Annotated in this window: 13 protein-coding genes, 2 tRNA genes and 1 riboswitch; of the genes, 6 read left to right on the forward strand and 9 right to left on the reverse strand. The window is 68.2% G+C overall.

Translation table 11 applies throughout. From position 1 onward, the window contains the following. The first annotated feature begins 49 nt into the window (after positions 1 to 49). Positions 50 to 361, forward strand: a complete 312-nt coding sequence (locus tag ACRXBZ_RS26320; RefSeq protein ID WP_433881355.1) for a hypothetical protein — start codon at positions 50 to 52, stop codon at positions 359 to 361. 604 nt (positions 362 to 965) lie between these two features. Beyond that, positions 966 to 2198: a tyrosine-type recombinase/integrase gene (locus ACRXBZ_RS26325; RefSeq protein WP_433881356.1), complete on the forward strand. Its 1233-nt coding sequence runs from the start codon at positions 966 to 968 to the stop codon at positions 2196 to 2198. Between the two features lie 67 nt (positions 2199 to 2265). Here ACRXBZ_RS26325 and ACRXBZ_RS26330 read toward each other — a convergent pair. Beyond that, positions 2266 to 2338 (reverse strand) — tRNA-Lys (locus ACRXBZ_RS26330). A 339-nt stretch (positions 2339 to 2677) separates the two neighbouring features. Between ACRXBZ_RS26330 and ACRXBZ_RS26335 the strand changes: the two genes are divergently transcribed. Next, positions 2678 to 3829, forward strand: coding sequence for a L,D-transpeptidase (locus ACRXBZ_RS26335; RefSeq protein WP_433881357.1), 1152 nt, complete (start codon positions 2678 to 2680; stop codon positions 3827 to 3829). Between the two features lie 102 nt (positions 3830 to 3931). On the opposite strand, the gene ACRXBZ_RS26340 is transcribed toward ACRXBZ_RS26335, so the two are convergent. From ACRXBZ_RS26340 to ACRXBZ_RS26360, 5 genes are all read right to left on the reverse strand, one after another. Then, positions 3932 to 4004: transfer RNA gene (locus ACRXBZ_RS26340), tRNA-His, on the reverse strand. Between the two features lie 112 nt (positions 4005 to 4116). Then, on the reverse strand, positions 4117 to 4779 hold the full coding sequence (orn, locus tag ACRXBZ_RS26345) for an oligoribonuclease (protein WP_433881358.1): 663 nt from the start codon (positions 4777 to 4779) through the stop codon (positions 4117 to 4119). 48 nt (positions 4780 to 4827) lie between these two features. Then, positions 4828 to 6465 carry an AMP-binding protein gene (locus ACRXBZ_RS26350; RefSeq protein ID WP_433881359.1) on the reverse strand — a complete coding sequence of 546 codons (1638 nt, stop codon included), beginning with the start codon at positions 6463 to 6465 and terminating at the stop codon, positions 4828 to 4830. A gap of 124 nt (positions 6466 to 6589) precedes the next feature. Next, positions 6590 to 6889, reverse strand: coding sequence for a hypothetical protein (locus ACRXBZ_RS26355; protein ID WP_433884158.1), 300 nt, complete (start codon positions 6887 to 6889; stop codon positions 6590 to 6592). A 105-nt stretch (positions 6890 to 6994) separates the two neighbouring features. Beyond that, positions 6995 to 7735, reverse strand: coding sequence for a hypothetical protein (locus ACRXBZ_RS26360; protein WP_433881360.1), 741 nt, complete (start codon positions 7733 to 7735; stop codon positions 6995 to 6997). A gap of 165 nt (positions 7736 to 7900) precedes the next feature. Beyond that, positions 7901 to 7996, forward strand: a riboswitch (TPP riboswitch). Here ACRXBZ_RS26360 and thiD point away from each other — a divergent pair. Continuing rightward, complete coding sequence (thiD, locus tag ACRXBZ_RS26365; RefSeq protein ID WP_433881361.1) at positions 7984 to 8781, forward strand: bifunctional hydroxymethylpyrimidine kinase/phosphomethylpyrimidine kinase; 798 nt, start codon at positions 7984 to 7986, stop codon at positions 8779 to 8781. It overlaps the preceding riboswitch by 13 nt. 101 nt (positions 8782 to 8882) lie before the next feature. Next, positions 8883 to 9593 carry a thiaminase II gene (gene tenA / locus ACRXBZ_RS26370; RefSeq protein ID WP_433881362.1) on the forward strand — a complete coding sequence of 237 codons (711 nt, stop codon included), beginning with the start codon at positions 8883 to 8885 and terminating at the stop codon, positions 9591 to 9593. Between the two features lie 291 nt (positions 9594 to 9884). Here the strand turns inward: tenA and ACRXBZ_RS26375 are convergent, their stop codons facing one another. Then, a complete protein-coding gene (locus tag ACRXBZ_RS26375; RefSeq protein ID WP_433881363.1) occupies positions 9885 to 11000 on the reverse strand; it encodes a polysaccharide pyruvyl transferase family protein in 1116 nt (371 codons plus the stop codon). A 150-nt stretch (positions 11001 to 11150) separates the two neighbouring features. Between ACRXBZ_RS26375 and ACRXBZ_RS26380 the strand changes: the two genes are divergently transcribed. Beyond that, entirely contained in the window at positions 11151 to 11450 is a 300-nt protein-coding gene (locus tag ACRXBZ_RS26380; RefSeq protein WP_433881364.1) for a DUF2218 domain-containing protein, read from the forward strand. Between the two features lie 177 nt (positions 11451 to 11627). On the opposite strand, the gene ACRXBZ_RS26385 is transcribed toward ACRXBZ_RS26380, so the two are convergent. Beyond that, on the reverse strand, positions 11628 to 12071 hold the full coding sequence (locus ACRXBZ_RS26385; protein ID WP_433881365.1) for a hypothetical protein: 444 nt from the start codon (positions 12069 to 12071) through the stop codon (positions 11628 to 11630). Between the two features lie 12 nt (positions 12072 to 12083). Then, the gene (locus ACRXBZ_RS26390) at positions 12084 to 13046 is read right to left on the reverse strand and encodes a hypothetical protein (protein ID WP_433881366.1); all 963 of its coding nucleotides are present in this window, start codon (positions 13044 to 13046) and stop codon (positions 12084 to 12086) included. Positions 13047 to 13390 lie beyond the last annotated feature (344 nt).

The raw sequence follows: 13390 nt of genomic DNA on the forward strand, positions 1-13390 counted from the left end.
ACTCGCGCTCGCCGGTTTCACTCCGACACCCCTTGAAGGGAGACCGACCATGAACCCGCTCTTGGAGATCCTCGGCCGCGTGCTGGCCGCGCTCGCTGTGATCGCTCTGCTCATCGTCGCTGCGGCGGCCGTGATGATGTGGCGGGCCGTGCTGCCCGCGCTGCTGATCGGCGCGCTGGCCGTGGCCTCCGGCATGGCGCGCACCCTCGCACTCGCCGGGTTCGGCGCACTCGCCGGACTGCGGGCCGCGATGCTCGCCCTAGACCGAGCCGGTGCAGCTGTGCCAGCACCGCGACTGCGCCGACGAGACCCCCGCCGAACACGGCGAACCAGGCCCCTGATGGCCGGCACCACCGGATGAGTCCGGCAATGAGGTCGCCGTCAGCGAATGAGATCGCTCATTCGGCCACCTCATCCACTCTGCCAGCGGAAATGAGCGGAATGAGGCGAATGAGCACCGCTGTGAACCGCCTTGAAAGCCCCGGAATCCGGGGGTGTCGAGACGAGCGGCGAAGCTCATTCGGCACCGCTAGACCTAGCGGCCAGGCTGCTAGACCTAGCGGGGCCGCGAGCGACCCGAACCGCCGCCGACCAGGCACCTAGCGCCTAGCGGTCGGCCACCCGGAACGCTGACTCCGCGTCACCACGGCACTCGGCCGCCCCCGGCCTGGCCCGCTAGCCGCCAGGTGAGGCGAGTTAGACAACCCAGGTCCCCGCAACCCCCCCAGTTGGGAGCCTTTTTGAAGCTCCCAACCCGGCGGCTAACCCGCCTAACTCGCCTAACTTTTCTAACTCTCCGCAGGCCAGACCCCACGCGGGCCGGTCTAACCCCGAGGTTAGAAATCTAACCCGCCCGACCAGATCTAACTCCCGATCTAACCCGCATCTAACCCAACACGCCCACGGGCGCGGCGACCCCGCACGCCCAAAACGGCACGCACAGTAACCACGAAGGGAACCATCGAATGCCACGCAAGCGCCGCCCGGAAGGCACCCGGGCACCCAACGGAACCGGCAGCATCTACAAGGGCAAGGACGGCTACTGGCACGGCCGCGTCACCATGGGGACTCGTGACGACGGCCGACCCGACCGCCGGCACGTCCAGGGCAAGACCGAAGCCGACGTGACGCGGAAAGTGCGTGAGCTTGAACGGCAGCGCGACAGCGGGAACGTCTCGAAGGCGGGCAACCGCTGGCGACTTGGCAAGTGGCTTGAGCACTGGCACGAGCACATTGCGGTTTCGCCCAACGTGCGGCCGAAAACGTGGTCGTACTACCACACCGCAGTAGTGCACTACCTGATCCCGGGCCTTGGTGCCCACTGGATGGAGCGGCTCCAGCCGGATCACGTGGAGAGGCTCTACAGCAAGCTCCGCAGTGAGGGGAAGAAGTCCAGCACAATCCAGCAGGTGCACCGCACTTTGCGCACCGCGCTGAACGAGGCGTGCCGCCGGGGTTACATCGCAAAGAGTCCGATGGACGTGGTGAAGGCCCCGCCCAGCGAGGAACGCGAGATTGAACCGCTTACGGTGAAGGAGACGCAGCGAATCTTCGAAGAGGCCGGAAAGAGGCGGAACGGGGTTCGCTTCATCGTCGCGTTGGCTCTCGGGATTCGGCAGGGTGAAGCGCTAGCAATGCGTTGGCGTTACGTCGATTTCGACGCTGGCACCGTCCGAATCCGGAAGGCGTTGCAGCGGCGAACGTGGCAGCACGGTTGCCGCGGGGCCTGCGGAAGGAAGCGCGGCGCGGAATGCCCGAAGCGGCACGGCGGGGGACTGGTCGAAGTGGACACCAAGTCCACCTCGGGTAAGCGAAAGATCGGCTTGCCGGAACCGCTCGTGCGGGCGCTGAAGGTCCACAAGATGGCTCAGGACCGCGAACGTGCGGAGGCTGGCACGGAATGGGCCGGAGAAGACTGGGTTTTCGCGCAGCCCAATGGCCGGCCGATCGATCCTCGGCGCGACTACGACGAGTGGCTTGATCTGCTCGACTCGGCAGGAGTCCGCGAGGCCCGGCTTCACGACGCCCGCCACACGATGGCGACCATGCTCCTGGTCCTTCGCATCCCGTCCAAGACCGTGATGACCGTGATGGGCTGGTCGCAAGAGTCGATGCTCAAGCGCTACCAGCACGTCCCGCAGGAGGTTCTGGACGAAGTGGCGGCCGATGTCGGCAAGCTGCTTTGGACAAACAACTGAAACGGGAATTGAGACGACGAAAGCCCGCCGAGCTCGGCGGGCTTTCGTTTTTGCTGGTAAACCGTTGTGCGCCAACAGGGACTCGAACCCCGAACCCGCTGATTAAGAGTCAGCTGCTCTGCCAGTTGAGCTATTGGCGCTGGCCGTCCGTCAGGTTTTGATCGGCTCGGTTCCTTTTCGGTTCCGCCCCGGTCTCCCTGGCGACGTGGAAAACATTAGCACGGCCCTGAGGGGGGCCGAAGAGGGGGTCGGTTTTGGGGCGGGCGAGGTTGTCGGGGGTGGGGACGCAACCCCGGGGTGGGGTGTTGCGTCTCATGGAGGGTGATCTCTCAGGGGGGATCACCCTATGTGTGCAACCTGGTCCCTTCACTCACTGTCGGGGCATTGCTGCACACTGTTCTCAGGCGTAGCGGCGCATCGGAGCGGACGGACAGTTGCCCATGAGGGAGTGGAGTAATTCGGTCGGGGTGCCCGTACGGGTGTCACGACTGCTGACAATATTGATCTTCGGTTTGGCGGCGTTGCTCGTCGCTGGCTGCAGCGGGTCCGGTTCCACGGCGTCCGGCGAGGTGGCGTCCGCGCCGACGTTGGAGCTGGCACCGCAGAACGGGGCCAAGGACATTTCGCCGACCGGCCCGATCAAGGCGAAGGCGATCAACGGCAAGATCGTCGAGGCGGTGCTGACCAACGCGGAAGGCACCGCGATGGCCGGCGCCATCGCGCCGGACGGGGCCAGCTGGGCCACCACCGAGAAGCTCGGTTACGGCACGACCTACACGCTGTCCGTGACCGCGCAGGGGGCGAACGGGCCGGCGATCACCCAGCAGTCCACTTTCAGCACCATTTCACCCGGCAATCAGACCTTCGTGTCGATGAACCCGCTGGACGGGCAGACCGTCGGCGTCGGTCAGCCGCTGGCGTTCTACTTCAGCGCGAAGGTCCCGGCGCCGGACAAGGCGAAGGCCGAGGAAGCGATCAAGATCCGCACCGAGCCGGCGGTGGAGGGCGCTTTCTACTGGTTCAACAGCCGCGAGGTGCACTGGCGGCCGAAGGAGTACTGGAAGCCGGGCACCAAGGTGTCGATCGACGTCGACGTGTACGGAAGGGACCTCGGCAACGGCGCCTGGGGCGAGGAGGACCGCAAGGCGACCATCACCATCGGCGACGCGGTCGTGCTGAAGGCCGATGGCGCCACCCACAAGATGACCATCGAGAAGAACGGCAAGCTGCTGCGGACCATGCCGGTGTCGCTGGGCAAACCGTCGTTCCCGTCCAACAACGGCGTGCACGTGGTCACCGAGCACCACGCTACGAAGATGATGGACTCCTCCACCTACGGCCTGCCTGTCGAGGCGGGCGGCTACCGCACCGAGGTTCAGTGGGCGGTCCGGATCTCCAACGGCGGTGAGTTCCTGCACGCCGCGCCGTGGTCGGTGGGCGATCAGGGGCGGCGCAACGTCAGCCACGGCTGCATCAACATGAGCATGGCCGACGCCAAGTGGGTCTTCGACCTGCTGAAGAAGGGCGATGTCGTGCAGATCACCAACTCAGGCGGGCCGAACCTGCGCGCCTGGGACGGTTTCGGAGACTGGCAGGTCCCGTGGGCCCAGTGGGTGCAGGGCAACAAGTGAGTTGAAGCCGCGGGTGGTCGTTCCGGCCGGAACGACCACCCGCGGCCACCAGGACAATGAAGAAAGGCCCCGTTCCAACTGGAACGGGGCCTTTCTTCATCGGGTGAGTGACGGGAATCGAACCCGCGACACCTGGGACCACAACCCAGTGCTCTACCGACTGAGCTACACCCACCGTGGCCGCTCGGACTAACCCTCTCGGGCACCCTTGCCGGAGCAACGCTCATATCGTAGCGTGCGCCGTCACCCGCTTTTCCACCGGCTCCGGTTTATCCGGAGCGCGCTGGTCAGCGGCCGGATTCCGGGTTCTGGCCGGACTCCTCGCGGGCCTTCTCGGTGCCGCCGGCGCCATCGCCGTCGAGCAGTTCGGCCGCCACCGCCTGGGCCTGCTCGCTGGTCGGCCCCGGCTGCGGGACGAACGCGGTCCGCCGGTAGTAGGCGAGCTCGCGGATGGACTCCCGGATGTCGGCGAGCGCGCGGTGGGCGAGGCCCTTCTCCGGCTGCGCGTAGTAGATGCGCGGGTACCAGCGGCGGCACAGCTCCTTGATGGACGACACGTCGACCATCCGGTAGTGCAGGTGGGCGTCCAGCCGCGGCATGTCGCGGGAGATGAAGCCACGGTCGGTGGCGATCGAGTTGCCGGCCAGCGGCGCGGACCGGCCGTCGGGCACGTACTGGCGGATGTAGTCCAGCACGCGCTGTTCGGCCTCTTCGAGCGTCACCGTGGAGCGGCGCACCTCTTCGGTAAGCCCGGAGCGGTCGTGCATCTCGCGGACCACGTCGGGCATTCCGGCGAGCTTCTCCTCGTCGGCGTGGATGACGATGTCCACGCCTTCGCCGAGGATGTTGAGGTCGGCATCGGTGACCAGGGCGGCGATCTCGATCAGCGCGTCCTTGCCGAGATCGAGACCGGTCATTTCGCAGTCGATCCACACTAGACGGTCGTTCACCCGAGGCAGCCTAACTCGACACGAGGGGTGATCGTGCGGCCCTGCCGGTCAGGCGTCCAAGCGGGCGAGCAGTTCGCGAGGCACGACCTTGCCGGTGGCGTTGCGCGGCAGCTCGTCGAGGAACACCACATCGCGGGGCATGGCGAATTTCGGCAACCGGCCGCGGACCCGCTCACGCAGCTGCTCGGCGTCCAGGCGGCCGTCGGCTCGGAGCACCACGAACGCCGCTAGCCGCTGCCCGAACTCGGCGTCGTCGACTCCGATGACGGCGGCCTCGGACACCTCCGGCAGGCCGGCGATGACGTCCTCGGTCTCCTTGGGGTAGACGTTCTCGCCGCCAGCGATGATCATGTCGTCTTCGCGGCCGACGACGAACAACCGCGCGGCGGCGTCGAACCGCCCGAGGTCTCCGGTCGACATCAGGCCGTCGTGGGTCTCCCGGCTGCTGCCGTTGGTGTAGCCCTCGAAGAGCATGTCGTTGCCGGCGAAGATCCGCCCGGTCGCACCGCGGCGCACCGGGGTTCCGTCATCGCCGAGAATGCGCACCGTCGTCCCGCGCGGCGGTCGGCCCGCCGTGCCCGGGGCGGCGCGCAGGTCGTGCGGTGTCGCGATGCTGACCCAGGACACCTCGGTGGAGCCGTAGAAGTTGTAGAGCACCGGCCCGAAGGCGCGCTGGAACCTGGAGGCCAGGTCGGCGGGCAGCGCAGAGCCGCTGCTCGCCACGACGCGCAACGTGCTGTGGTCGTACTCGTCGCGGACCCGTTCGGGGAGCTCGAGGATGCGCTGGAGCATCACCGGCACCACGAACATCGATGTGCACCGGTTGCGCTGCACCGCGCCGAGCGACTGCTCGGGGTCGAACCGGCGTCGCAGCACCAGCGTCGCGCCGAGCACGGAGCCGAGCTGAAACGCGGCGAGGCCCCAGGTGTGGAACAGCGGTGCGCTGACCAAGATCCGGTCCCCGTTGCGCAGCGGTACGCGGGACAGGATCGACGCCGCGGGCGCGAGCCCCGGCGGATCGGGGCGGCAGGCGCCTTTCGGGGTTCCGGTGGTGCCGGAGGTGAGCACGATCATCCGGGAGTGCCGCTTCGGCCGGGCCAGGTGCTTGGCCGAGGACGTGGCGATCAGGTGCTCCAGCGTGTCGTGCCGGGTGGTGCCTTCGGTCCACGCCAGCACGGCTTCGACGTCTTCGGGCAGGTCCGGCAGGTGGGCGCGGTATTCGGCGTCCAGGACCAGCAGGCCGACCCGCTGCTCGGCGATCACGTTGGCGAGCAGCGGGGTGCTCAGGCCCGTGTTGAGCAGAACCACGTCTATGCCGAGCTTGGCGGCGGCGACGATCGTCTCGATCGGCCCGTGGTGGTTGTGGCACAGCACGCCGATCCGGGTGCCTCGGGGAACCCGGTTGCGCAGGCCGTTGGCGAGCCGGGTGGTGCGCTGCGAGAGCTCGGCGTAGCTGAGCGCGCCACGCTCGTCGATCACGGCCGGGCGGTCGGCGTGGCGCACCGCGCCGACGGCGAAGCCCAGCGGCGGGGTGATGCCCCAGCGGCGCCAGGCGAGGACGATGCGCAGCAGCTTGTCCGGCCGAAGCGGGCTGATCACGCCCTGCTTGGTCAGGACGCACACCGTGTGCAAGCCCGACGTCCCGCGCCGGAGCAGCGCGACTGATCGTTGCCAGAACGTGCTCACGCAGTCACCTCTCGGTTGCCAGGCTACCGGGAGTGGATAATGCCGCGAGCGGACTTGCGGGGGAAGACTGCGATCGTGAGCGCGGCGGCCGACAGACCGCCAGCCACCGCGCTCACGAGGGGATTCATTCCATTGCGGCGGCCACCACGATCGCGTCGCGCAGGGCAGCGCGCAGTCTGCCGACCTCCAGCGGGGAAAGCACCGCGGTCTCGCCCGCTGGAGCGATCACCACCACGTTCCCCTGGTTGATCAACACCGACATGTCACGACGTCTGCCGGCGACATCGCGGCAGCTCACGTGCCACTGCCTGGCGGGCTCCACGTTCCCAGCCTCCCTGTTGCAGTCCGCGCGCTCTGCCTCCCGCGCGCGGTTGTTGATCGAGGGACGCAGCTGGATGCGCACCGTGACGGCGGTTCTGCGCATATGTCACCCGGAAAACTTCCGGGCCACCCCTGGTAAGGGGAGCCGATACGCAGAGTGTCCGCAATTTCAATTGAAACTGCGGACACGGGCGGGGTCGGCCGGTCTTCAGACCGGGCGGACCACCAGGCCGTTCGGTTCGGCGGTGAAGGTGACCGCGGCTTCCTCGAAGTCGGCGATCGGCAGCTCATCGCGCACCAGCCGGTGCGGCGCGTCGAAGGCCTCGACCCGGATCTCGCGGGTGGTCAGCGTCCGCTCCGGGAAGTCCGCGCCGCCGACCTGGACCTGCAGCTCGCCGCCCTGCACCGTCATGGTCAGCCAACCGCCGGGCACCGGCAGCTGCTCACCGTCGGAGGTCAGGACCAGCCGGCTCGCACCGGGGTTCTCGGCGCGCACGGCGACATGCGAGATCGCGACGTCGCGCTGGCCGGAGTCGCCGGCCAGCGCGATCACGTCCCGCTTGACCTCCTCGGCGGGGCCGTCCCCGGGCTTCGGCGCGAGCACCGGGGCGCGCAGTTCGGCGGCCACCCGGTAGGGCTGCCACGATCCGGCGCCGATCAGGTTGACCACCGCGGTGATCTCGACGTCGGCCAGCAGCCGGTCGCTGCCGGGAGCCGGAGTCACTTCGACCGCGGCGACGTCGCGCCGGTTCAGCAACTCGCGCAGCGCCTTCGCGCGCTGCCTGCTGTTGCGGTCGAATCCGCGGGTGATCGCCACCGTCCCCGAACCGGCGGCCGCCACGGCGGCTTCGGTCAGGTCCGCCAGCGGGGCCCAGATCCGGGCGGGATCCTCCGGCCGGGGCTGCCGGCGGGAACGGGCGAAACTCGGGGCATCGGTCGTGGTTTCCATCATCAACCACTTTAGTCCGCGGCGAAGGGTTGCCTGGCCTGTCGGTGGTGACCTTCACGGTGTGAATTAGATCGCTGTGCCGGGCGCCGGGCGAGCGGCCGTGCGCCTGATCGACTGAGGGCGCCGAGGGCGTGGTCGCGCGGCGGTCCCGGTTGTTAGGTTGGTGGCAGTGACGCGGGGTGCCTGGGCTGCCGGGCTGAGAACAGACCCGTTGAACCTGACCTAGCTCGTACTAGCGGAGGGACGTCATGGTTCCCAATGTGCTGACCATCGCAGGCACCGACCCCAGCGGCGGCGCCGGTGTGCAAGCCGATCTGAAGACCTTCTCCGCGCACGGCGCCTACGGCATGTCCGTGATCACCGCGCTGGTCGCGCAGACCACCACCGGTGTTTCCGAGGTCCACGAGGTGCCGCCGGAGTTCATCACCGCGCAGCTGGTCACGCTGCTCGACGACGTGCGGGTGGACGCGGTCAAGATCGGCATGCTGGCCAACGCCGAGGTGATCCGCGCGGTGATCGGGGTCCTCGACCGCTACTCGCCGCCGCACGTCGTGCTGGACCCGGTGATGGTCGCCAAGAGCGGTGACCGGCTGCTCGCGCCGGAGGCGGTCAGCGTGCTGCGCGACGAGCTGCTGCCGCGCGTGGACCTGATCACCCCGAACCTGCCCGAGGCCGCCGATCTGCTGGGCGAGCCGGAGATCGCCGACCCCAACGACATGCCCGCGCAGGCCGAGCGGCTGGCCGGGCTGGGCGCGAAGCAGGTGCTGCTAAAGGGCGGTCACCTCGACGGCCGGTCCAGCGTGGACCTGCTCTACGGCGAAGGGATCGCCGAGTTCCTGTCGAGCGAGCGCGTCGTGACCACCAACGACCACGGCACCGGCTGCACGCTGTCGGCCGCGATCGCGGCGCTGCGTCCGCAGCGCGCAGACTGGCTCGACGCGGTGCGCGAGGCCAAGGAGTACCTGACGGAGGCGCTGCGCGCTTCCGACCGGCTCGACGTGGGCCACGGCCACGGCCCGGTGCACCACTTCCACCACTGGTGGTGATCGACGTTCCCCCGGTGTCGTGAGCGCTTTTGGTTGCCATAGCGCCGAAAAGTGCTCACGGGGCCCCGCACCACAGGTCGAGACAGCTACGAGAGGTTCTGATGAGCAAGCTGCCCGCTCCGCCCGCCGACGGTTTCTGCGCCGAGGCTTGGGCGCACACCGCCGATCTGCAGCAGGCGATCGTCGAGCACCCGTTCAACGCCGCGCTCACCGACGGCACCCTGGACCGCGACCGGTTCGCGTTCTACATCGTGCAGGACGCGCGCTACCTGGTCGGTTTCGCGCAGGCGCTGGCGGCCGCCGCGACGCGGGCCGACAACGCCGAGGACGCGGCGTTCCTGGCCGGTGCGTCCCAGGGCGCACTGGTCGAGGAGCGCCGACTGCACGCCGGTTACGTCGCGGAGTTCGGCCTTACCGACGCCGAGATCGCCGGGGTCGAGACGTCCCCGTCCTGCCTGGCCTACACCTCGTACCTGCGGGCGACCGCGCTGACCGAGCCGTATCCGGTGCTGCTGGCGGCGATCCTGCCGTGCTTCTGGGTGTACCAGCACGTGGGCACCACGATCCTGGAAGCCACCGGTGGTGCCGAAGATCATCCGTACCGGGCGTGGATCCAGACCTATGCCGACGACGAGTTCGCCGAGGCGGTGCTGACCGCGCGCGACCTCACCGACCGGGTCGCCAAGGGAGCCGACGCCGAGACCCGGCAGCGGATGCTCGACGCGTTCACCCGAGCGACTGAGTACGAGTGGCTGTTCTGGAACAGCGCTTGGATCAAGGAGGAGTGGCAGACTTCGCGATTCCTGAACTAATCGCGAAACCCCTTGCAAGGTGGGCAGGAACGCACTTCGGCCCAGTGTGATCCGGTGCACGAACGGGGCCGTAACGAATCGCGAGCCGAAGCGATTCTCCCAGCGAGACGCCCGTCCGGGCGGGGACTTGGATGTGGGTTCTTCCCACCGTAGACGGAGTTTCGACGACCGTGGGCAATTCTATTCTGATTGTTCTGATGGGCATGCTGGTGCCCGTGTTAGCGGCTGCGCCGTTCTACCTCGCCGACCGCCGTCGGGAGCAGCAGGATGCCGTCGAGGGCGATGAATAGGTCAGCCCCCGTAGATCTTCTTCGCGAGTTCTTCCTTGCCCCGCTTGAGTTCCTGCAACGCGTTGGCGGCGAATCCACGGCTGGTCGGCATGGCCGGGATCCGCAGGCCTTCGCTGAGCGTCCAGCCGGAGCCGCAGTCGATCAGCGACCGGTGCTTGTTGGTGTAGTAGCCGGAGTTGATCGACACCGCGACCCCGTGCGCTCCGGCCGCGGCCGCCATCAGGTGCAGGTGGAACCGGCTGGACAGCCAGCGCTGCCCGGCCGCCGCGGGCAGCCCGTCGGCCATGATCTCGGAGAACGGGTAGAAGCGGGCGCCCGGTAGGTCATGTTCCACCAGCGCGAAGACCTCGCGGTCCACGCGCGGGATGCCTTCGACGAAGCCGACCTGCTCGGGGCGCACGCCCCATTCGCCCAGCGTGTCCAACAGGAATCCGGCGAGCGCGGGCACCGAATCGTCGAGCAGGTCCGACTGCAGGCACACCATGACCTCGCGCAGGTCGTCGTCCCGGTACAGCTCGGGTTCGACCCCGAAGAACATGTCATCGCCGGTGTGTGAGGTGGCGCTGGACAGCGCCGCCGACGGCTCGTCGCGCACGTCGACGACCTCGAACTGCGCGGCGAGGTTGCGCAGCAGCGGTTCCGCTTCGTCGGCGACCGGCGACAGCCCTTGGCCGGTCATCACCGCCCGGCCGCCGGAACGGCGCGTCGCCGCGACCGCGGCCGCGAGCAGGCCGATGTGCCGCGGCCAGATGCCGTTGACGAATCCGCCGCCGACGATGTGCACCAGGTCGGCGCGTGCCGCCAGCTCGATGCCGGCCACCCATCGCGGCGCCAGCCCCGGGTTGTTGAACGCGTGCTGCACGAACGACGCGACCTCCCACGGCCCGTCCGACGGGGCCTCCCAGCACAGCCGCCATAAGGTGTCGGTGAACCGGACCCGCGGATGCAGGTGGCCGAGCAGGACGTCGCTCGGTCCCGGGTTGGGGCAGTCCACCCAGATCTCGCTGTCCGGCGCGACGCGTGCCAGGTGCTTCAACCAGGCGGCGGCGATCAGTTCGTCCCCGTAGTTCGGGTGCCCGGTGGTGGCGACGAGGTAGATGGTGGGGGGCTTCGTCAACGGTGGGGCTCCAGCCTTCGGGGTGCCGAGTCCCCTTCGAACGTAGCAACGACGAAGTCCCGACCGCCGTGCTTGGTGACGTCTCGCACCCCACCGCCACCGCTCGTACCAATTAGCAATTAGGGTGGGCTAACTTTTATTGGAGACGTGTTGACGATCCGATCCCAGGCGAGGGTGGGCACCGGCAAGCCGGCCCGCTACGCCAAGCAGCTGTCCTCGCACCTGGGGCGCCGGTGCGTGGTGTCCGAAGAACCCGATGGCATCCGGATCACCCTGCCCGCCGGCAGCGGCGTGGGCAGCTGCCTGCTGGTCAACGAATCGGATGTGCTCGCCCTGGGCGCCGAGGCGAAGAACGCCGAGGTGCTCGACCGCGTGCAGGACGTGCTCGGCCGCCACCTCGAGCGCTTCGGTCAGCGCGACGAGCTCAAGGTCAACTGGACGAACGACTGAGTATTAACAGTCGCGATGATCATGCAGAGGTCGGCGAGCGGCATCAGCCGCTTCCTGCCACCTGCGCAGCTCGCGCCGCCGCAGGTTCTCGTGCGTCGGCATGCATGAGTCGGGGATCCTGGAACGAGAAGGCAGCTGAGGTTCCACTACACGGCTCGCACAACGACCCGGAATTCGCTATTCCTTGCTGATCTCGTCGCGGATGCGGGCCAGACGCTGGCGGGAGCGGTTGAACTTGGCCTCGAAGTGCTTCTCGAACAGGTCCGTGGGCAGCTGCGGGACCTCCGCCGGCTCCGCCGGACGCTGCCGCGGTGCGACCGGCGCCAGCCGGGATGCCTCCGGCTCGGCCTCGGACCTGGTTTCTGCGTCGGACCCGGTTTCGGGTTCGGGTTCGGTCGCCGGTGGCTGGTTGTCGGTGCTCGGCCGCCGGGGGATGACCGTCGGCGTCGCCGGCTTGACCGGGGCGGCCGGGGCGCGCAGCGCGTGCCTGCCCTTCGGGGCGGTCGCTGGTTCGGCGATGCCGCTCTCGGCGAGGCGTCGGTTCGCGCGGTTGAGCAGCGGCCAGAAGATCAGCGTGGCCAATGCGAAACCGGTGACGAACATCAGCACGAGCAGATCCACGAGTAGCTCCGATCAGTTCTGTCTGGCGGGGCCTGTCTGCGGGGCGGCGCCGTTGGTGTGCGGCCGCTCGATGGGAATGGTGTAGGTCTGCGCGTCGTCGCGCTGTTCGGGCAGCCGCACCGGCTGCTGTTCGACCTGCTTGATCCGCTCCACCTGCTCGACATGCCGGTCCCGCGTGATCTGGTCGATGTCGTCGGCGATGTCCGGAACCGGGTCGCGCAGTTCCGCGACGGACTGGTCCAGCAGGTGCTGGGCCTTGTCCATTGCGGACAGGACCGAACTGCGCAGCTCCTCCAGCCGGAGCTGCTTGGTGCGGATCTCTTCCAGGGCTTCCAGCCGCTGCTGCTCCGTCTCGGCGTCCCACTGGCCACACTGCCGCCGGGTCTGGTCGATCAGCTGGTCGGCTTCGTCCTGGGCGGCCGACATGGTCCGCTTGTACTCGTTGCGGATGTTCTGCCGCAGCCGCTGTTCCCGGGAGCGCAGGTCGCTGACCTTCTGGTCGTGCTCGCGGTGCAGCCGCGCGCGTCGCTCCTCGACGTCGGTGACCAGCTCGCCGCACTCGTTGCGCAGCTCGGTGGCGGCTCGCTGGGCCTCGTTGAGCAGCTCGCGCGCCTCGGTTTCCGCCGTGCCCCGGATGATCTCGGCCTGCCTCCTCGCCTGGTCGCGCAGGGTCTGCACCTCTTCTTCGGCGATCGAGAGCATGTTCTGTACCCGCTGGGAGGCGGCGGGCAGCCCGGTGGTGGAGGACTCGATCTGCTTGAGCCGCTGCTCGGCGGCGTCGAGGTTGCGGCGGGTGTCGTCGCAGAGCTTGCGGAGGTCGGAGTTGAGCTGCGCGGCCTCGTTGCGGTCGATGGTGACCAGGCGCAGCTGGTCCTCCAGCAGTTCCAGGTGTTCGATGACCTGGTGGCGGTTGAAGCCGCGCACCTGGATGTCGAATCCCGGCCGGAGCGGCACGATGGAGTCGGCGTCTTCCATTGGTGAACTCCTCTCCGGACGGTCTGGGCCGATTCGATAGGTCGGAGAGTAGGGGCGATGGTGCGGGTTCGCCCAGCGGAAAACAACGATCATCACCGGATCAGGTGCTGATGACCAGGCGATCAAACAGTCGCCTTGCGCTCAGCGATCGTGACACGGGTTCGTCCACTGTGCTCGTTTCGTTCGCCGGGTGACACCCGGCCCGATCGGGGCGGGTACGGCAATGGTGTGAAGCACTGTCACGAGATCGAGTGGTTAGGTTAGGCTCCGCTCACGGATGGGTTCGCGGGTGTCAAGGGGGCGCGTCGTGACGGCTGGAGTCGACCTTGCCGGACGGTCGCACC

This window comes from Saccharopolyspora hattusasensis, from assembly GCF_050972075.1.
Lineage (GTDB): Bacteria > Actinomycetota > Actinomycetes > Mycobacteriales > Pseudonocardiaceae > Saccharopolyspora > Saccharopolyspora hattusasensis.